Genomic DNA, 18,473 nt, shown 5'->3' on the forward strand with positions numbered 1-18,473 from the left:
CTCAGGTGACGAACCTAGGGGTCAAAACCTGGTGCGGCCGGTTGCGCCACAGGTCGATACCGTCCAACAACCAGTTCAACTCCTGGGCCGTCAGCACGATCGCATCTTCGCCAGGTTCCGGATGCGACTTGAAGCGTTCAGCCTCCAATCGCTTGAGCCACAGGCAAAAGCCGTTGCGCTCCCAATACAAAATCTTCACCCGGCTGCGCGCGCGGTTGAGGAAGACGAACAGCACCGGGTCGAACACCGCCACCTTGATATCCAGCTCGACCAGGGCGGCCAGGCCATCGATGGATTTTCGGAAATCCACCGGCTTGGGGTATAGATAGACTTTTTCGACTTTGGCGTCGGGGCGCATCATGACGGCTGGCTCCAGAAAGAAATTGGAGCTCAGCATTGGCTGGCCTGCGGATCATTTGTAGATGAGGTTTATGGAGCGCTTACACCAGTTGTGCGGTGTTTTTGGCCAGGCCACGGAAGCGCGTCTTCACATAGCCGAACTGCCGCTTGATCACCCGAAACGGGTGCTCGACCTTGGCGCGCACCTGGGCTTTGGCCTTCTCGATCTTGCGCTTGGCTTTGTATAGCGCGCTGCGCTTACTCAACGTGTTGTACGTACTGCGGCGGGCTGCGATCTGCCAGATCACTTCACGGCCTTCATGTTCTGGCCGCTTCTCTACGCCGGTGTAACCCGCGTCGGCACCCACCATGTTTTCTTTGCCGTGTAGCAGCTTGTCGACCTGAGTAACGTCTGCAACATTGGCTGCCGTGCCGACCACGCTATGCACTAAACCCGACTCGTCATCGACGCCGATGTGCGCCTTCATGCCGAAGTAATACTGGTTTCCCTTCTTGGTCTGGTGCATTTCCGGGTCACGCTTACCGTCCTTGTTCTTGGTCGAACTCGGCGCATTGATCAGCGTGGCATCGACGATGGTGCCTTGGCGCAATGACAAACCGCGGTCACCCAAATAGCCATTGATGACGGCCAAGATGCCCGCAGCCAGTTCGTGTTTCTCCAGCAATCGGCGGAAGTTGAGGATGGTGGTTTCGTCGGGAATGCGCTCCAGGCTCAGACCCGCAAACTGGCGCAGGATGGTGGTCTCGTACAGAGCCTCCTCCATCGCCGGGTCGCTGTAGCCGAACCAGTTCTGCATCAAATGAACCCGTAACATCGCCATCAGCGGATAGGCTGGACGTCCGCCTTCACCCTTGGGGTAATGCGGTTCGATCAAGGCAATCAAACCCTTCCACGGCACAACCTGATCCATCTCGATCAGGAACAGCTCTTTGCGGGTTTGCTTGCGCTTGCCGGCGTACTCGGCGTCGGCGAAGGTCATCTGCTTCATCGGAAAACTCGGCGGGTGGAGTTCAGGTATTTTGCCAAATTCAGGAAGTCTTCTTCAGGGTTTCCCTAGGGAGGAGGTGGTGCTCTGACTCATGGTTATCACCCGGATTATCGTTTTTGTGGGACCGTCTATGCGGCCTTGAGCGGTGCCGCCCGGCAGGCGAGGGCGGAAGGCCAGTTACCCATGACCTGGGCGCTGGTTACAAAAACGCGCCGTTCCTTGCGGAGACGGCGCGTGTAGTGCTCTGGGGATCAGCCAGCCAACAGGGGGACGAGGCGTGGGGCGATCATGTTCTCGGGGCGCAGGATGTCGGCCAGCTCGGCGTCGCCCAGCAGCTTCTCCTCGCGCACCAGTTCCAGTACGCCGCGGCCACTTTCCAGCGCCACCTTGGCGATGCGCGTGGCGTTTTCGTAGCCGATGTAGGGGTTGAGCGCGGTGATCAGGCCGATGGAGTTTTCCATCAGTTCACGGCAGCGCGCTTCGTTGGCGGTGATGCCGTCGATGCACAGCTCGCGCAGCATATCCATGGCGCGGGTCAGCAGGCGGATCGAATCGAAGATCTTGTAGGCGATCAGTGGCTCCATCACGTTCAGCTGCAGCTGGCCACCTTCGGCCGCCATGGTCAGGGCCAGGTCGTTGCCGATTACTTCGAAGGCCACCTGGTTGACCGCTTCCGGAATCACCGGATTGACCTTGCCCGGCATGATCGAGCTACCCGGCTGGCGCGGCGGCAGGTTGATTTCATTGATGCCGGTGCGTGGGCCGCTGGAGAGCAGGCGCAGGTCGTTACACATCTTCGACAGCTTCACCGCAGTGCGCTTGAGCATGCCGGAGAACAGCACAAAGGCGCCCATGTCCGAGGTGGCTTCAATCAGGTCGGCTGCCGGTGTCAGTGGGTGGCCGCTGATGATCGCCAGGCGTTTGACCGCCAGCAGTTGGTACTGCGGATCGGCGTTGATCCCGGTGCCAATCGCGGTGCCACCCAGGTTCACTTCGGTGAGCAGGGTCGGGGCGAGCAGCTTGAGGTGCTGCAGGTCTTCACTCAGGGTAGTGGCGAAGGCGCGGAACTCCTGACCGAGGGTCATCGGCACGGCATCCTGCAGCTGGGTGCGGCCCATCTTCAGTACGTGGCTGAATTCCAGCTGCTTTTTAGAGAGCGACTGGATCAGCTTGTCCAGAGCAGTGAGCAGGCTGTCGTGGCCGAGCAGCAGGCCCAGGCGGATGGCGGTGGGGTAGGCGTCGTTGGTCGACTGCGCCATGTTCACGTCGTTGTTCGGGTGCAGCTGCTTGTAGTCACCTTTCTCGAAACCCATGGCTTCGAGGGCGATGTTGGCGATGACTTCGTTGGCATTCATATTGGTCGAGGTGCCGGCCCCGCCCTGGATCATGTCGACCACGAACTGGTCGTGGAACTCGCCTTGAATGATGCGTGCGCAGGCAGTGCTGATCGCGGTGTGCTTGGCGGCAGACAGGTGGCCCAGCTCGCGGTTGGCGTCGGCGGCGGCCTGCTTGACCATGGCCAGGGCAACCACCAGTTTCGGGTAGTGCGACAGCGTCACGCCAGACAGGCGGAAGTTCTGCACGGCGCGCAGGGTCTGAATGCCGTAATAGGCGTCAGCAGGAACGTCGAGGGTGCCGAGCAGGTCTTTTTCAAGACGAGTAGATGCAGCAGGGGACATGATCAAGGTTATCTCAGGAAATACGGCATATGCCGCGATGGCCCGTAGATTAGGGGCTGCAGCTTGATAATGGCCAATGCTGTTAAGCACTGGGTCATGCATAATCGGCATAATGTTGGCGTGACCGCGGTGTGGCGGCAAACGTAGGGTGGGTTAGCCGCTTGCGCCATTGCCACCTCTCACGCCACTTGCGACGCGGCGTAACCCACCACCGGCGCAACGCAGTCGACCGTTTGCAGGGTTATGCCCTATAGGCCGTAGGGTGGATGACGCTTTACCCATCCACCACAACCGAATGCTGGCTGGGCGGTGGATTAAAAGAGCGTCATCCACCCTACAAAAACAGGAGTGACGATGAACCTCGAAAGCAAATGGCTGGAAGACTTTGTCACCCTGGCCGCCACTCGCAGCTTTTCCCAGGCGGCGCAGAAGCGCTTTGTCACTCAGCCGGCGTTTAGTCGGCGTATCCGCAGCCTGGAGAACATGCTCGGGCTGACCTTGGTCAACCGCGCCTGCACGCCCATCGAGCTGACCGAATCCGGCCAGCTGTTTCTGGTCACGGCACGCAGCATGGTCGAGCAGCTTGGCGAGGTGGTGCGTCACCTGCATAACCTCGAAGGCCAGCAGGGCGAGGTGATGCAGATTGCCGCTGCGCACTCGTTGACCCTGGGTTTTTTCCCGGAATGGATCGCCCGCCTGCGCCGTGAAGGGCTGCCGTTGACCACCCGCTTGGTGGCGACCAACGTTGGCGAAGCGGTGCATGCGCTGCGTGAAGGCGCCTGCGACCTGATCCTCGCCTACTACGACCCCGACGCCGCGTTGCAGATGGACCCGGAAATCTTCCCCTCGCTGCACCTGGGCCGCACGGAAATGCTGCCGGTGTGCGCGGTGGGCGAAAACGGTGCGCCGTTGTTCGACCTTAACAATGGCCAGAGCGTGCCGCTGCTGGCCTATAGCGCCGGGGCGTTTCTCGGTCGCTCGGTCAACCTGTTGCTGCGCCAACGCGCCTTGCGCTCGACCACGGTGTACGAAACGGCGATGGCCGACAGCCTGAAAAGCATGGCCCTGCAAGGCATGGGCGTGGCCTGGGTGCCGAGGCTGAGCGTGACCGCCGAACTGGCCCGGGGCGAGCTGGTGGTGTGCGGCGATGAACAGTGGCAGGCGCCGCTGGAGATTCGCCTGTACCGCTGCGCACTGGTACGCAAAGCCTCGGTACGCCTGTTGTGGCGCAAGCTAGAAAGCGGCGAAGTGGGCCGCTAGACGCGAGTTGTAGGGGCGAGTTTATTCGCGACATCTGTCATCAATGCGTAACTAGATAAGGAGGCGAGGTAGTGATTGGTCTGACAAGACAAATCAAGTTGAAAACAAATCACTCCTACCTCTTTAACGACCGTACCAGTCGGCCTCAGGGCTTGCTTCGATCGCCTAGGCTTTCCCCGTTCCACAGACTCTGAACTTCTGCAGTAAATCGTGAGCTACCAAGTGCTTAGTTCCCCTTGCTCGTTGAACGAGTCTGATCTACCGGGGCAGTGGCAAGTTGATGCCGAAGAAACTCACGATAGGTCGCAGTCCGTGACTCATCTATTTCTCCCAACACTTGGGTAGCTGTGTCTGCTTCCTGTCAAGTCGCGATATCTGTCGCACTGGCGCGGAGGCCTGGTGTGTATGATTGCGGGCCGGTTTTCTGCAGTTATCAAGGATGAATTCATGAAGCCAATTTTCCATCCTCTGATGCTGGCGATGTGCATTTCCGTCACCTGCTATGCCTCATCGCCACTGAAGTCGCTGTTCGAGAGGAAGGATTACGCGGCCTTTTTGCCACAAGCCGAGGCCAAGGCTTCGGCGGGCGATGCTGAGGCGCTATTTTTGCTGGGCAAGGCATATCACCTGGCGCGCGGGGTGGCCGAGGACCGCGAGCGCGCACGGGCGTATTACCAGGATGCTCGTAGCCTTGGCTCGGCAAGAGCCAGCCATAACCTTGGCTCTATGGCGCGGGAGCAGGGCGATGTGAAGATGGCGGTGGAGTTCTTCGAGGAGGCACTGGAGCGGGGTTTGAAGCTGCCGACCCTGTACAACCTGGCGCAGGTCAGCAGTCCTGAGGTGCCGACAAACTACTGGAGCATTCCGGAGTTTGTGCAGCAGGCCGGACGAGCCGGCGACTATCTCGCGCGGGCCTACGCTGAAGATGGCAAGGTCGAGACCCTGTTCGGGGCGTCGCGGCAGTACACGCAGGTGGCGCGGCAGGCACTCCCTCCGATCTCGAGCGGCTCGACCCAGTTGCGCTCCGGGCGCGCGCGATCGAGTGGTTGGAGAAGGGTATGGCCGAGGGCTTCGGACAGTCCTGGACGAATTACGGCGTGTTGTTGATGGACGAGGGTAAGTATGACGAGGCGCGGGCGGCCTTGCTCCGCGGGACCGAGAAGGGTATTGCGGTGGCGCACTATCATCTCGCCGGCATGGCGTCCAAAGGGCAGGGCCTCGAAGGGCGGGACGCGAAGCAGGCACTCCATCACTACGAGCAGGCGGCTTTGATGGGGATGAAGGAGGCGGTGCGGCCGGCTCATCAGGCGCTACTGGAGTATCTGGGCAGTGAGGAAGATCTGGACAGGCTGGAGGAAGGTCTGCGCCGGCTCGAGGCCTTGGGTGACACTGAGGCCTACGACGCCTATGCGGTCGACCAGGTCGTGTCTCGGGTGGAATGGGCTCGCAAGTTTCGAGCGCAGCAGGGCGAGGCCAGGTCGTTGCCCAGCCGACCGATGATATTGCAGGCGTGCGGGCTCGGTCTGGAGCATCCCTATGGCAGCGCCTACAACCTGGGGCACAATACCCACTGGCGTCTTGCCGCCTACCGTTCGCTCGAGCGTCCGCAGCGGTTGATGGAGGGGCAGGTCGATGCCGATGGCTGTGCCCGCTCGTCGGGGCTGCTGCCTGCGGACGTCCGCGAGTTGTTGGACCAGGGCGTGGTGTTCGCCTTGCAGTTCCCGAACTACACCCTGCCCCTGGTGGCGATCGAGGCGGGAGGGCAGATCGTTCTGGAGATGCAGCCTCAGGCAACGCCTATCCCGAACTGAGGTGAGCGAGGTGTACCGCAGCGTCCATGTAGCGTGTTGGAAAATGCAACAGGGCTCATCGGGGATTGGCCCTGTTGGTTCATGCGGTAATGATCGAGGTTCCGCCACACCTGCGGCTAGCCAGCGCATTCAGGTGCCCGACTTGATGGTGTTCCACGCCCGGGTGCGCACGCGTTCGATCTTCTGCGGCAGCGGCTGCAGCACGTAAAGGGTCTTCTGCGCTTCGGCGGTTGGGGTCAGGCCGGGGTTGTCGCGGATTTCTGCCCCCACCAGCGGCATGCCGTCCTTGTTCGGGTTGGGGTAGCCGAGGAAGTCGCTGATCGGTGCCACCACTTTCGGGTCGAGCAGGTTGTTGAGGAACTCATGGGCCTCGGCAACGTTCAGGGCGCTTTTCGGGATGGCGAAGGAGTCGACCACAGCGGCGCGCCTTCCTTCGGCAGACGCCAGTCGACCACCACGCCGTTACGGGCTTCCTTGGCGCGGTTGGCGAACTGGTAGAAGCTGCCCGAATAGCCGATGGCCACGCAGATGTCGCCGTTGGCGATATCGGTCATGTACTTGGCCGAGTGGAAGTAGGCGACGTGGGGGCGAATCTTCAGCATCAGCGCGCTGGCTTTCTCGTAGTCCTCAGGCTTGCTGCTGTTGGGGTCGAGGCCCAGGTAGTGCAGGGCAATCGGCAGGATATCGCCGGGTGAATCGAGCATGGTCACGCCGCATTGCTTGAGCTTGCTGATGTTCTCTTCCTTGAAGATCAGGTCCCAGCTGTCCACTGGCGCATCGGCACCGAGTACGGCCTTGACCTTGTCCGGGTTGAAGCCGATCAGCACGGTGCCGTACATGTAGGGCACGGCGTACTGGTTGCCGGGGTCGTTGGCGGTCATCAGCTGCAGCAGGCCGGGGTCGAGGTGCTGCCAGTTCGGTAGCTTGCTCTTGTCGAGCTTCTGGAACACGCCGGCCTTGATCTGGGTGTCGAGGAAGGTGTTGGTCGGCACCACCAGGTCGTAACCGGAGTTGCCGGTGAGCAGCTTGGCTTCCAGCGCTTCGTTGGTGTCGAACACGTCCCAGGTCAGCTTGATGCCGCTTTTATCCTGAAACTCTTTGGGCACCGCCGGCAGCATATAGTCGGCCCAGTTGTACACGCGCAGCTCACGCGGCTTCTCTGGCGTTTTCGCCTGGGCCGCAGTGGCCAGCAGGGTTGCGCCGCAGATGGCGACGGCGAGTAGGTGTTTCATTGTTGTCATTGTTTCGCACCCCTGTGTGATTGTTGATCTTGCGTAGGGTGGATGGCGCTTTATCCATCCACCTGGGTTATCTGGGTCGCTAGTGGTGGACGAAAACAGCGTCGTCCACCCTACGAATTGGCTGCTTCGAACCCTTCCAGCACGTTGACCGCGTTGACGCCGATGGCCTCAACCGCATATCCGCCTTCCATAACAAACAGTGTTGGCTTGCCGAGGGCGGCGATGCGTTTGCCCATGGCCAGGTAATCCGGGCTGTCGAGTTTGAACTGGGAAATCGGGTCGTCTTTGAAGGTGTCGACGCCCAGTGACACCACGATCACTTCAGCGCCGTATTCGGCAATCCGTTGGCAGGCTTCCTCCAGTGCGGCGCTCCACACTGCCCAGGGGCTGCCCATGGCCAGCGGGTAGTTGAAGTTGCAGCCTTCACCGGCGCCAATGCCGCGTTCATCGGCGTAGCCGAGGAAGAACGGGAACTCTTCGGCCGGGTCGCCGTGGATCGAGGCGAACAGCACATCACTCCCCGCATAGAAAATGTGCTGAGTACCATTGCCGTGGTGGTAGTCGACATCGAGGATCGCCACCTTCTTGTGGCCCTGATCGAGGAATGCCTGGGCGGCGATGGCAGCGTTGTTCAGGTAGCAGTAGCCGCCCATCAACTCACCGGCGGCGTGATGGCCAGGCGGACGGCACAGGGCGAAGGCGCTGTGGGCGCCGTTGGCGATCTCGGCCTGGGCGCTCAGCGCCACCTGCGCGGCACTGTAAGCCGCCTGCCAGGTGCCGGCGGTAATCGGTGCGCCGCCGTCGAAGCTGTAATAGCCGAGCTGGCCGTGCAAATCGATCGGGATGACCTGGCGCAGGGTGCGTGCCGGCCAGGTGAAGGGCAGCAGGTCGCCGTTGCCCTTCTGCGCCTGCCAGCGCTCCCAGGCACCCTTGAAGAAGTCCAGGTAGGCCGCGCTATGGATGCGCTCAACTGGCGCCAGGCCGAAGTCCTGCGGCGGGCGTACTTCGCCGAGCTGGCGGTCCTTGACCCGTTGCAGGATATGGTCGGCGCGTTGCGGTTTCTCGAAGCAGGGCATCAGCTGGCCGTCGATCAGCTCGCAGCTGCCGTGGTGCAGGTGATGGTCGTCGCTGTAAAAGGTCAGCATGCAGGTGGCTCCCAGGCTTGTTGTTCTGGTTGCCATTGTTCGCCCGTATGGCGCTGTGAAAGAACGCTGACAACGGCCAAAAGGGGATCGAAATGGCCAGATTTTACGGCCGGAGCGATTGTTATCCTCGCGCAGCGATGGCGCAGGGGGGCAGCCTTACATTGCGCGATCGCCGTGGTATGTCGTGGGAGGCGCATTAGCGGCGAGTTTTTCTCAGGTCGCGGCCGAAGCCCCTCCCACAAGCGCCATTCCCCCCCAGTGAGCTGTCTGTAAAATTCGTTAATCCAATGCCGAGCCAGTATACTGCGCGCTCTATCGTCATGAATTGAGCTCCCATATGGCCCGGCCAGCAGCCCCATTCTTCTTGAGTCCCAGTGATGCCGACATGCTGCAAGGCTGGTTACGCATGGGATCGCTGCCTCAGAGCATCGGCCAGCGGGCCAGAATTCTGTTGCTGCTGGCCAACGGTCTCACGCCCAAGGAGATCAGCGAGCAGCTGCAAGTCTCTGCGCCAGTGGTCTTCAAATGGCGTAAACGCTACCAGGAGACCGGTCTGGAGGGGCTGAGTGACCTGCGGCGCAGTGGAGCGCCTCGCAAGCTCAACGAAGCGAAGATCAAGGAAATCCTGACGCTGACGACCCAGCGAGTCCCGCGCGAAGCTACCCACTGGAGCCTACGGTTGATGGCCAAGTACGCTGGGGTCAGCATCTGGCAGGTCGCACAGGTGTGGGCTGCTGCCGACCTCAAGCCGCACCGGTTGAAAACCTTCAAGATCAGTAACGACCCGCACTTTGCAGACAAAGTGGTCGATGTCGTCGGGCTCTATTTGAATCCGCCCGACAACGCCCTGGTGCTATCTGTTGACGAAAAAACACAGATCCAGGCGCTGGACCGCACACAGCCCATGCTGCCGCTCAAGCCCGGGCAGATTGAGCGGCGGACGCATGACTATAAGCGCCACGGTACGGCCAGTCTGTACGCAGCCTTTGACATCCTGACGGGTAAGGTCATCGGCCGTATCACCCAGCGGCACAGGGCCAAGGAGTTTTTGGAGTTCCTTCGACAGATCGACCGCAGCACCCCCGTCGAGCTGGACCTGCATGTAATTCTGGACAACAGCTCGACTCACAAGACCGCTGCCGTCAGGGAATGGCTGGAGAAGCATCCCCGTTTCAAGCTGCACTTCACACCGACCAGCGCCTCGTGGCTGAACGCCGTGGAGGGCTGGTTTGCGCAACTGGAAAGACGGGCGCTTTATCGTGATGCCTTCAGCAGCGTGGCTGACCTGAGAGCGGCGATACGTCGCTTCATTGAGGCTCATAACGAACATTCGGCTAAGCCGTTCCGCTGGAGCAAAACGGCTGAGTCGATTATCAGCTCCGTGCATCGAGCAAAGCTGGCTGTAATTCGGAATGAGTTATTGGATTAACCAGACAGGCCACTAGTCTTGTTGGGCTTTGTCGCTTTGCTTCTCAACCCAACCTACGCGCGAAAGCGACTCGGCGGCACGCCGCTCCAGCGCTGGAAGGCATGGCGGAAGCTGGCCGTTTCGCTAAAACCGAGGTATTCGGCAATCCGATAAATTGGCCAATCCTCCTGGCCGAGCAGGGTTTTCGCCCGCTCGAAACGCAGCTCGTCGAGCACTTCCTGATAGTGGGTGCCCAGTTCCTGCAGGTGCCGGCGCAGAGTGCGCGGCGAGCAGTGCATCTGCTGCGCCAGCTGTTCCAGGCCTGGAGGTGCGGTCAGCTGTTCGGCCAGGAGCTGGCGGATGCGCGCGAGCCAGGCCTGACGGGTGTTGAACTCGCTATTCTGCTTGCGGCAGCGTTCGAGCATTTCGCGGTGGGTCACCGCATCGGCCAGCGGTAGAGGGTGTTGTAACCAGCTGGCGGGAAAGGCAAAGGCATTGCGCGCGGCATCGAATTGCAGCGGGCAGGCGAAGCTGTGCGGGTAGCGTGCGCTGTAGTCCGGCTCGCTGTAGCGAAACTGCGCCGCGCTGAGCGGCAGGGATTGGCCGAGCAGGTCGTCGCTGATCAGCTTGAGCGAGGCCAGGCACATTTCCAGGTTGAAGACTTCCAGTGCTGGCGTGTGCTGGTAGTCGCTGGCGCTGACCCAGGCCAGCTCGCCTTCGAGCTGCATATCCAGTTTGAAGTAGGTGCCGAGCAGCGCCGGGTACTGCAGCATCAGCCGCCAGGCGTCACCAAAGGTGGCACTGGAGAGCGCGGCGTAACCGACCATGCCATAGGCCGACACGTGCATGCGCCGGCCTAGCTCCAGGCCCAGATCACTGCGCAGCAGCAGGGCGTTGGCGCAGACCTGCAATTCCTGAGTGCGGGTGATGCGCGTGTCGGCGCAGGCCAGATCAGTCGCAGCAATGCCGCTGCCGGCCAGTAGCTGCTCGGTCAGTTCGGGTTGCGTGGCAAAGACTTCCAGGATCAGCGAAACCACATGCAGGGTGGTCAGGTGGGCGTGCAACATCGGGGCAACCGCAACAGTTCAGAATGCCTGAATGACGCAAGAACTATGCCGCGGCACCGCAGCAGTCCGGGGCTGTCCGGACCGCTGCGGTCTAGTCAGAGTTAGCGATTACGCAGGAAGGCGTTGATAAAGTCGCCCTGATTGGGTGCTTTCTCGTGGGTAGTGAAGAGCAGGCCGGCATCGCCCTCGCGCAATTTGAGTTCGGCGTCAAAGCTGCACTGCACGGTTTTCAGCTGCTCGGCCTGGGCTTTGAACTCCGTGCTGCTCTCGCACAAGCTGGCCATCTGGCGGACCACTTCACCGCAGAAGCTCGGCACGCCAAGACGTTTGAGTTTGTCGTCGTCGAGGGCTTTCCAGTCCACCGCGGTGGTCAGTGGTGTACCGCAGCTCTGCGATGCTTCCTGGTCAATCTGTTGCAGCTGCTGGGTGAAGTCGGCCACGCGCTTTTCCCGGTCGAAGCGGCTCAGCTTGTCCTGAATGCCTTTCTTCTTCTGCTGCTCATAGAGTGCCAGCAGATTGGCCGGCTTGGCTTCTTTGCTCTTGGCTTCATCGAAGCCCAGTTCGAAACCGTCGGTATTGGGCAGATAGAGCTGGAAGCGCTCGCCACCCCAGCCCTGACGCTTGACCAGCATGTTGTAGGCGCTGCCATTGAGGGTGGTGGTGTAATCGCGATCATCATTGCCACGGTCTTTGATCGTGGTCAGCAGTACCACTTCATCCAGTGGGTGATTGATGCCGCTGACCTGAACCAATGCCTGCGTGTCATCGCTGCTGGGCGCAACAGTGACGCTGATGCCGTTGCCGGCACCGAATACTTGCGGGTATTTGGCCAGTTCGAGGGCGCTGGCGTTGAGGGTGAACAGCGAAGCGGCGAGTAGCAGTTACAGCCTTGTCATGGTGGTGTCCTTGTTGGGTTAAAAGAACACCTAGTATAGCCGTGCCTCTGACAGCGATTTGTGCGCCAGGTCTGCCCGTGGTGTTCGCCTTGCGCTGCGTTGACCTGCCGCCTGACAGCGCGGCGAGCGGTCCGCGACAAACGGCGCGCCGGGGTGCACGCCAGCCCAGGCTTTACGGTATACTGCGCGGCCTTTGGCGGCCCGCACCGCCATAATTCATACACTAACAAGCCACGCCTGGTTTCCAGCGTGGCTTGTTAGTTTCTGCAGCGCCTACGGGCACTTGATGAAGAAGAGGCACGACGATGAGCGCACTGGTTGGCGTGATCATGGGCTCCAAGTCCGATTGGTCCACCCTTAGCCACACCGCCGAGATGCTGGACAAGCTGGGCATTGCGTACGAAGTGAAGGTGGTTTCCGCCCACCGCACCCCGGACCTGCTGTTCCAGTACGCCGAAGAAGCGGAAGGCCGTGGCATTCAGGTGATCATCGCCGGTGCCGGCGGCGCAGCGCATCTGCCGGGTATGTGTGCGGCCAAGACTCACCTGCCGGTACTCGGTGTGCCGGTGCAATCGGCCGTGCTCTCGGGCGTCGATTCGCTGCTGTCGATCGTGCAGATGCCCGCCGGTATTCCGGTCGCCACCCTGGCCATCGGCAAGGCCGGCGCCGTCAACGCCGCGCTGCTCGCCGCGAGTATCCTCGGTCACCAGCATCCGCAGTTCCATGCTGCGCTCAAGCAGTTCCGCCAGGAACAGACTGAAACCGTACTGGACAATCCGGACCCGCGTGAGGCCTAACCCATGAAAATCGGCGTAATTGGTGGCGGCCAGCTGGGCCGCATGTTGGCCCTGGCAGGCACACCGCTGGGGATGAACTTCGCCTTTCTCGACCCCGCGCCGGATGCCTGCGCGCAAGCGCTAGGCGAGCATATCCGCGCCGATTACGGCGATCAGGCTCACCTGCGCCAGCTGGCGGATGAAGTCGATCTGGTGACCTTCGAGTTCGAAAGCGTGCCGGCCGAGACCGTGGCCTTCCTCTCCCAGTTCGTGCCGGTCTATCCGAGCGCCGAAGCTTTGCGCATCGCCCGTGATCGCTGGTTTGAAAAATCCATGTTCAAGGACCTCGGCATTCCCACCCCGGATTTCGCCGATATCCAGTCGCAAGCCGACCTCGACGCCGCAGTAGCCAGCATCGGCTTGCCGGCGGTGATGAAGACCCGCACCCTGGGTTACGACGGCAAGGGCCAGAAGGTTCTGCGTAAGCCTGAGGACGTCACCGGCGCCTTCGCCGAACTGGGCAGCGTGCCGTGCATTCTTGAGGGTTTTGTACCGTTCACCGGCGAAGTCTCGTTGGTAGCGGTGCGCGCCCGTGATGGTGCAACGCGTTTCTACCCGCTGGTGCATAACCGTCACGACAGCGGTGTGCTGGCGCTGTCCATCGCCAGCACCGATCACCCGCTGCAGGCGCTGGCAGAAGATTACGTCGGCCGCGTGCTAACCAAGCTCGACTACGTCGGCGTGCTGGCCTTCGAGTTCTTTGAAGTCGATGGCGGCCTGAAAGCCAACGAAATCGCCCCGCGCGTGCACAACTCCGGGCACTGGACCATCGAAGGTGCCGAGTGCAGCCAGTTTGAGAACCACCTGCGCGCCGTCGCCGGCCTGCCGCTGGGCTCGACTGCCAAGATAGGTGAGAGCGCGATACTCAACTTTATCGGTGTGGTTCCGCCGGTGGAGCAGGTTATCGCCATCGACGATTGCCGTCTGCACCACTACGGCAAGGCCTTCAAGGCCGGCCGCAAGGTCGGCCACGCTACCCTGCGCTGCGCCGATCGCGCCACCCTGGACAAGCAGATTGCCGTGGTCGAGGCGCTGATCGCCAAGGCCTGACCTTCGCTTTGTGACTAAAGCTCTTGCGTACTGGCCATACACAGGAGCCTTGTCATGAAGTACCTGCTGCTGCTGTCTTTGTTCTACCTGCCGTTTTGCTATGCCGAACAGGTCTTGCGCGCCGATTACCGTGAGCGCCCGCCGGAGATGCAAGCCCTCGACTCACTCCCCGTCGGCCCGCTGATCGAAGTGCTGGACACGGCTGCGCAACGTGTCGGCGCGCGTATCGAATGGCGTTACGCGCCTTTTGTACGCAGCCTGGAAGATCTTAAATCCGGGCGTATCGACCTCGTGCCGCGTGTGCTCTTCACTGCCGAGCGCATGGACTACGTGCACTTTTTGCCGTCGATCGGCACTCAGCGCAAAAGCATCCGCTTTATCGTCAAGGCCGGGCAACAGGCCAGTCTGCGTAGCTATGCCGACCTGCAGGGCAAGGTGATCGGGGCCAAACGTGGCACCGCCTACTTCGATCAGTTCGACGGCGACAACAGCCTGCGAAAAAGCCTGGCGACTGACGACTACCTGCTGGCCGGGATGTTTCGCGCCGGGCGCTTGGATGTAATGGTGGTGCTGGACGCCGAAGCCATCGAAGCGCAGTTCCACAAAATCGACTTCCGCGACTACAGCTATGCCGAGTACCAGTACGATCAGTCCGTTGGTAACTATTACGGTGCGTCGATGCGCCACTATCGGGGCGCGAAAGCGCCCCTCTACGAACAGCTAGGTCAGGCGTTGCGTGGCATGCGCGAAAGCGGCGAGATTGCCCGCATCTACCATCGCTACGGCGTCGCACCGCCAGAGACCGAAGAGTAGCGAACTGCCAGCTTTTCCCGTGGTCAGATCAACGGTCGTGAATCCCACCGTCCATTCAGGAGGCTCGCATGAGCATTATTGGCATCATTTTTATCGGCCTGATCGTCGGTCTGATCGCGCGTTTTATCAAACCCGGCAACGACAGCATGGGCTGGATCATGACCATCCTGCTCGGCGTTGGCGGCTCGATTGCCGCCACCTATGGCGGCAGGCGCTGGGCATCTACAAGGTGGGTGAATCCGCCGGTTTTATCGGCGCAGTGATCGGTGCTGTGGTGCTGCTGGTAATCTACGGCGCAGTCAAAAAGGGCTAACACCCTTTCACTCCGCTGCTTGGTGAGCCTGCTCATGCGTTATCTGCTGTTACCCCTGCTGTTTATCAGCGCCCTGGCCTGCGCCGAACTGCCGGAAACCGACTGGCTTGAGCTGATGCCACCGGAAGATCGCCAGGCCCTGGAAGACATGCCCGAGATCAGCCACGACGGGCTGGAGATGGAAAGCGGTTTCTACAACCCCGGCGGCCTCAAACAGCAGGACCAGAACCTGCCAGCAGTGATGTACTCGACGAAAACCGTAGCCGCCTTCGACGGCAAACCCATCCGCCTCGGCGGCTACCCGGTGCCGCTGGAAACCGACAGCGAGGGCCACAGCACACTGTTCTTCCTGGTTCCCTACCCCGGGGCCTGCATCCACGTTCCGCCACCACCGCCGAACCAGCTGGTGCTAGTGCGCTACCCCAAAGGCATCGAACTCGAAGACATCTACGCCCCGCTGTGGGTCAGCGGCACGCTGAAGGTCGAACAGGTCAACAACGAGTTGGCGGATGCGGCGTATGCCCTGGAGGCGGAGTTAGTAAGGGTGGTTGAGGAAAGCGATCTGTAAGGGTCATGTGCCGGAGTCTTCCGGCACTTACTCACTCGCCCGGTAGCTCAGTTGGCCTCAATCGCGCGTAGCAGCTCCGTTGATGTCAGGCGTTTCAGCGTGTGCGTGGCGGGGTCTGTCTCTACATCCAGCACCAGTGGCGTGGTGCCGTCTGCGTCATACACGAAATAGGCATTGCCGCTGTTTACTTCATAAGTTTTTCCACTCGCAGTCGCTATGGTTTTCGGGGTCGCAGCCAGCAGTGCGTCGAGTGAGTCGTAACGCAGCGCCACGTCGACCTCGCCCATTCGGCCAAGGGGAGCGTCGGCCGCTTGAGAGGGTTCGTCCATCACGGACTGCAGAGACACGGTATTGGAGGCCTCGATCCACTTGTCCGAGTATTTCGAAATCAGATCCTGATACTCGCTCGACAGAGGTTTATCCAAGTTGCATACAGCCTTACGAATAGATGCGCCATTCTGTCCATTGCGGATATTGCCGTATACGCAATTGATCACCGGTACGTTGTCCTTGATCGTGAGGGTATAGAACACCTCAAAAGATGTGTTTGACCCGGCGTTTCTGTAAGTCAGCGTGGGAGCACCGTTGAACGAGAGCAGGGCTCTGGACGTCTGGCCGGCGTAGCCAACGATATCTGCAAATACTTTGGCTTCCGTTCCCCAACTGATCGTCAATTCACCGGTTTTCATATCCGCCCGGTAGGTTTCAGTGTTGCCACTTCTAGTGAGCTGTCTGTAAAATTCGTTAATCCAATGCCGGGCCAGTATACTGCGCGCTCTATCGTCATGAATTGAGCTCCCATATGGCCCGGCCAGCAGCCCCATTCTTCTTGAGTCCCAGTGATGCCGACATGCTGCAAGGCTGGTTACGCATGGGATCGCTGCCTCAGAGCATCGGCCAGCGGGCCAGAATTCTGTTGCTGCTGGCCAACGGTCTCACGCCCAAGGAGATCAGCGAGCAGCTGCAAGTCTCTGCGCCAGTGGTCTTCAAATGGCGTAAACGCTACCAGGAGACCGGTCTGGAGGGGCTGAGTGACCTGCGGCGCAGTGGAGCGCCTCGCAAGCTCAACGAAGCGAAGATCAAGGAAATCCTGACGCTGACGACCCAGCGAGTCCCGCGCGAAGCTACCCACTGGAGCCTACGGTTGATGGCCAAGTACGCTGGGGTCAGCATCTGGCAGGTCGCACAGGTGTGGGCTGCTGCCGACCTCAAGCCGCACCGGTTGAAAACCTTCAAGATCAGTAACGACCCGCACTTTGCAGACAAAGTGGTCGATGTCGTCGGGCTCTATTTGAATCCGCCCGACAACGCCCTGGTGCTATCTGTTGACGAAAAAACACAGATCCAGGCGCTGGACCGCACACAGCCCATGCTGCCGCTCAAGCCCGGGCAGATTGAGCGGCGGACGCATGACTATAAGCGCCACGGTACGGCCAGTCTGTACGCAGCCTTTGACATCCTGACGGGTAAGGTCATCGGCCGTATCACCCAGCGGCACAGGGCCAAGGAGTTTTTGGAGTTCCTTCGACAGATCGACCGCAGCACCCCCGCCGAGCTGGACCTGCATGTAATTCTGGACAACAGCTCGACTCACAAGACCGCTGCCGTCAGGGAATGGCTGGAGAAGCATCCCCGTTTCAAGCTGCACTTCACACCGACCAGCGCCTCGTGGCTGAACGCCGTGGAGGGCTGGTTTGCGCAACTGGAAAGACGGGCGCTTTATCGTGATGCCTTCAGCAGCGTGGCTGACCTGAGAGCGGCGATACGTCGCTTCATTGAGGCTCATAACGAACATTCGGCTAAGCCGTTCCGCTGGAGCAAAACGGCTGAGTCGATTATCAGCTCCGTGCATCGAGCAAAGCTGGCTGTAATTCGGAATGAGTTATTGGATTAACCAGACAGGCCACTAGTACGGTGCCAGTAAGGTTTGCTTCCTTGCGCACATTGCGGCCCTTGGCCTTTACCTTGAACCGGCGCTGACTCTCGCCATTCTGTAACGGGTAATGCTCAAAAGGCAGCAGATGCATATACAGGCTGAAGAATTCAAGTTTGTTGGTTTCTGGCTTCTTGTCTTCTGTTTTCGCTGGGGGCGCAGACGTTACATCCTTGAAGATGGCTTGCTTGTTTCGATCCTTGAGGATCACATCTTTCTTGTCGAATGCGGCGAACCAGATTTCGCTCGTTGCGGCACGAGTTACCGGATTACCAGCTCGATCTTTACCGGGCAATGCAGCCTTGATCGTGGCCAAGGCGAAACGCATATCTTTGGTGTCATGGATTTTGAGAATCTGCAGCTCTGTGCCTGCCGGCATAAGCGCTTCGAAGTTACCCGTATTACCCAGGACTGTGCTTGCGATATCGCGTCCATAGCGCGAGCTGGTAAGTTGTACTGTTTTACCTACCCACTCGATTTTGGCAACTGGTTTGCTCTCCGCCGGACGCTTCTGCGACTCATAGGTGTGGCGAACCAGGCAGAAAGACGTGGAGTAGCGCAGGTTGTCGCAGCTTTGTTCGCCCATGAATGTGGACGATAGATAATTCTTGTTCAGCCGGTAAGCGACCACTTCGCCATCTGCCATGCAGCGCACGGCCTGTTTGAGCTTAGCGTGTGGCACGCTGGAATCGCTGAAGTGGATGCCGCCATGCCAGAAGCCATGGTTGCCTAGCAAGTAGTGGCCTGAGGCTTCCTTTTCCAGTTCTTTGTAAAGTTCTTCTAGCTGATAGTGGCTGCCATCGGGTTTACGGATAGGGAATTGAAAGGGTGGTTCATTGCTTGAAGAGGCACCGGATGCTCCGGCGTTCGGGGTTATTGCCCCGCTGACGATATCTGCGATGTACTTTACGAACTGGCTTTTTTCCAGCTCGACGTGGGCGTGAATTGCATAGGTAACAGTGCCTGTAGCTCCGGTACCGGACTGAATACCCACTCGCTCGCCATACTCGATGAAGTCACCATCCTTGACTTTGAATGCTGTAATGGACTCTCCCCGCGCCACAGTTCTATACCCAGAACCGCGGTGACTGAACAAAGGGAGAG

The 18,473-nt window shown here is 60.1% G+C and carries 16 protein-coding genes and 3 pseudogenes; 10 read left to right on the top strand and 9 right to left on the bottom strand.

Annotated elements, in window-relative coordinates; all coding sequences use genetic code 11:
• Position 1: 1 nt before the first annotated feature.
• From tnpB to BLW24_RS05550, 3 genes and pseudogenes are all read right to left on the bottom strand, one after another.
• Positions 2-397 (bottom strand): IS66 family insertion sequence element accessory protein TnpB, encoded by a 396-nt coding sequence (gene tnpB, locus BLW24_RS05540; RefSeq protein ID WP_244161054.1) that lies wholly within the window; start codon positions 395-397, stop codon positions 2-4.
• A 46-nt stretch (positions 398-443) separates the two neighbouring features.
• Positions 444-1,349: pseudogene (locus tag BLW24_RS05545) on the bottom strand (IS5 family transposase); the annotation flags it as partial.
• 251 nt (positions 1,350-1,600) lie between these two features.
• Entirely contained in the window at positions 1,601-3,028 is a 1,428-nt protein-coding gene (locus BLW24_RS05550) for an aspartate ammonia-lyase (protein WP_090387633.1), read from the bottom strand.
• 354 nt (positions 3,029-3,382) lie between these two features.
• Here BLW24_RS05550 and BLW24_RS05555 point away from each other — a divergent pair, with 354 nt between their 5' ends.
• The 3 genes from BLW24_RS05555 to BLW24_RS05565 all read left to right on the top strand — a co-directional run bounded on the left by BLW24_RS05555 (position 3,383) and on the right by BLW24_RS05565 (position 6,099).
• Positions 3,383-4,288 (top strand): LysR substrate-binding domain-containing protein, encoded by a 906-nt coding sequence (locus BLW24_RS05555; protein WP_090377730.1) that lies wholly within the window; start codon positions 3,383-3,385, stop codon positions 4,286-4,288.
• Between the two features lie 447 nt (positions 4,289-4,735).
• Entirely contained in the window at positions 4,736-5,395 is a 660-nt protein-coding gene (locus BLW24_RS05560) for a tetratricopeptide repeat protein (protein ID WP_139272639.1), read from the top strand.
• Positions 5,347-6,099 (top strand): SEL1-like repeat protein, encoded by a 753-nt coding sequence (locus tag BLW24_RS05565; protein ID WP_090377736.1) that lies wholly within the window; start codon positions 5,347-5,349, stop codon positions 6,097-6,099. Before BLW24_RS05560 ends, BLW24_RS05565 begins: the two co-directional genes overlap by 49 nt.
• A 129-nt stretch (positions 6,100-6,228) precedes the next feature.
• Here BLW24_RS05565 and BLW24_RS05570 read toward each other — a convergent pair.
• Positions 6,229-7,340, bottom strand: a pseudogene (locus BLW24_RS05570) (polyamine ABC transporter substrate-binding protein).
• 110 nt (positions 7,341-7,450) lie between these two features.
• A complete protein-coding gene (locus BLW24_RS05575) occupies positions 7,451-8,485 on the bottom strand; it encodes a histone deacetylase family protein (RefSeq protein ID WP_090377739.1) in 1,035 nt (344 codons plus the stop codon).
• 337 nt (positions 8,486-8,822) lie between these two features.
• Here BLW24_RS05575 and BLW24_RS05580 point away from each other — a divergent pair, with 337 nt between their 5' ends.
• A complete protein-coding gene (locus BLW24_RS05580) occupies positions 8,823-9,914 on the top strand; it encodes an IS630 family transposase (protein ID WP_090375778.1) in 1,092 nt (363 codons plus the stop codon).
• A gap of 53 nt (positions 9,915-9,967) precedes the next feature.
• Here the strand turns inward: BLW24_RS05580 and BLW24_RS05585 are convergent, their stop codons facing one another.
• Positions 9,968-10,960 carry an AraC family transcriptional regulator gene (locus tag BLW24_RS05585; protein WP_090377741.1) on the bottom strand — a complete coding sequence of 331 codons (993 nt, stop codon included), beginning with the start codon at positions 10,958-10,960 and terminating at the stop codon, positions 9,968-9,970.
• Positions 10,961-11,061: 101 nt separating this feature from the next.
• On the bottom strand, positions 11,062-11,712 hold the full coding sequence (locus tag BLW24_RS05590; protein ID WP_244161087.1) for a hypothetical protein: 651 nt from the start codon (positions 11,710-11,712) through the stop codon (positions 11,062-11,064).
• A 449-nt stretch (positions 11,713-12,161) separates the two neighbouring features.
• On the opposite strand from BLW24_RS05590, the gene purE reads away from it, so the two are divergent.
• From purE to BLW24_RS05615, 5 genes and pseudogenes are all read left to right on the top strand, one after another.
• Positions 12,162-12,653 (top strand): 5-(carboxyamino)imidazole ribonucleotide mutase, encoded by a 492-nt coding sequence (purE, locus tag BLW24_RS05595; RefSeq protein ID WP_090377747.1) that lies wholly within the window; start codon positions 12,162-12,164, stop codon positions 12,651-12,653.
• 3 nt (positions 12,654-12,656) lie between these two features.
• Positions 12,657-13,742, top strand: coding sequence for a 5-(carboxyamino)imidazole ribonucleotide synthase (locus tag BLW24_RS05600; RefSeq protein WP_090377750.1), 1,086 nt, complete (start codon positions 12,657-12,659; stop codon positions 13,740-13,742).
• A gap of 54 nt (positions 13,743-13,796) precedes the next feature.
• Positions 13,797-14,555, top strand: coding sequence for a substrate-binding periplasmic protein (locus tag BLW24_RS05605; RefSeq protein ID WP_090377752.1), 759 nt, complete (start codon positions 13,797-13,799; stop codon positions 14,553-14,555).
• 68 nt (positions 14,556-14,623) lie between these two features.
• Positions 14,624-14,868: pseudogene (locus BLW24_RS05610) on the top strand (GlsB/YeaQ/YmgE family stress response membrane protein).
• Positions 14,869-14,902: 34 nt separating this feature from the next.
• The gene (locus BLW24_RS05615; protein WP_090377755.1) at positions 14,903-15,436 is read left to right on the top strand and encodes a DUF3299 domain-containing protein; all 534 of its coding nucleotides are present in this window, start codon (positions 14,903-14,905) and stop codon (positions 15,434-15,436) included.
• Positions 15,437-15,483: 47 nt separating this feature from the next.
• On the opposite strand, the gene BLW24_RS05620 is transcribed toward BLW24_RS05615, so the two are convergent.
• A complete protein-coding gene (locus BLW24_RS05620) occupies positions 15,484-16,125 on the bottom strand; it encodes a hypothetical protein (protein WP_139272640.1) in 642 nt (213 codons plus the stop codon).
• A 113-nt stretch (positions 16,126-16,238) separates the two neighbouring features.
• On the opposite strand from BLW24_RS05620, the gene BLW24_RS05625 reads away from it, so the two are divergent.
• Complete coding sequence (locus tag BLW24_RS05625) at positions 16,239-17,330, top strand: IS630 family transposase (RefSeq protein WP_090375546.1); 1,092 nt, start codon at positions 16,239-16,241, stop codon at positions 17,328-17,330.
• On the opposite strand, the gene BLW24_RS05630 is transcribed toward BLW24_RS05625, so the two are convergent.
• Positions 17,275-18,465, bottom strand: coding sequence for a hypothetical protein (locus tag BLW24_RS05630; RefSeq protein ID WP_167360325.1), 1,191 nt, complete (start codon positions 18,463-18,465; stop codon positions 17,275-17,277). The two genes, BLW24_RS05625 and BLW24_RS05630, sit on opposite strands and share 56 nt — an antisense overlap.
• Positions 18,466-18,473: the final 8 nt, after the last annotated feature.

Source organism: Pseudomonas anguilliseptica (genome assembly GCF_900105355.1).
GTDB classification, from domain to species: Bacteria; Pseudomonadota; Gammaproteobacteria; order Pseudomonadales; family Pseudomonadaceae; genus Aquipseudomonas; species Aquipseudomonas anguilliseptica.

Coding starts and splice junctions, on each gene's coding strand:
- tnpB (WP_244161054.1), bottom strand. CDS start 397: ATGCTGAGCTCCAATTTCTTTCTGGAGCCAGCCGTCATGATGCGCCCC.
- BLW24_RS05550 (WP_090387633.1), bottom strand. CDS start 3,028: ATGTCCCCTGCTGCATCTACTCGTCTTGAAAAAGACCTGCTCGGCACC.
- BLW24_RS05555 (WP_090377730.1), top strand. CDS start 3,383: ATGAACCTCGAAAGCAAATGGCTGGAAGACTTTGTCACCCTGGCCGCC.
- BLW24_RS05560 (WP_139272639.1), top strand. CDS start 4,736: ATGAAGCCAATTTTCCATCCTCTGATGCTGGCGATGTGCATTTCCGTC.
- BLW24_RS05565 (WP_090377736.1), top strand. CDS start 5,347: ATGGCCGAGGGCTTCGGACAGTCCTGGACGAATTACGGCGTGTTGTTG.
- BLW24_RS05575 (WP_090377739.1), bottom strand. CDS start 8,485: ATGCTGACCTTTTACAGCGACGACCATCACCTGCACCACGGCAGCTGC.
- BLW24_RS05580 (WP_090375778.1), top strand. CDS start 8,823: ATGGCCCGGCCAGCAGCCCCATTCTTCTTGAGTCCCAGTGATGCCGAC.
- BLW24_RS05585 (WP_090377741.1), bottom strand. CDS start 10,960: ATGTTGCACGCCCACCTGACCACCCTGCATGTGGTTTCGCTGATCCTG.
- purE (WP_090377747.1), top strand. CDS start 12,162: ATGAGCGCACTGGTTGGCGTGATCATGGGCTCCAAGTCCGATTGGTCC.
- BLW24_RS05600 (WP_090377750.1), top strand. CDS start 12,657: ATGAAAATCGGCGTAATTGGTGGCGGCCAGCTGGGCCGCATGTTGGCC.
- BLW24_RS05605 (WP_090377752.1), top strand. CDS start 13,797: ATGAAGTACCTGCTGCTGCTGTCTTTGTTCTACCTGCCGTTTTGCTAT.
- BLW24_RS05615 (WP_090377755.1), top strand. CDS start 14,903: ATGCGTTATCTGCTGTTACCCCTGCTGTTTATCAGCGCCCTGGCCTGC.
- BLW24_RS05620 (WP_139272640.1), bottom strand. CDS start 16,125: ATGAAAACCGGTGAATTGACGATCAGTTGGGGAACGGAAGCCAAAGTA.
- BLW24_RS05625 (WP_090375546.1), top strand. CDS start 16,239: ATGGCCCGGCCAGCAGCCCCATTCTTCTTGAGTCCCAGTGATGCCGAC.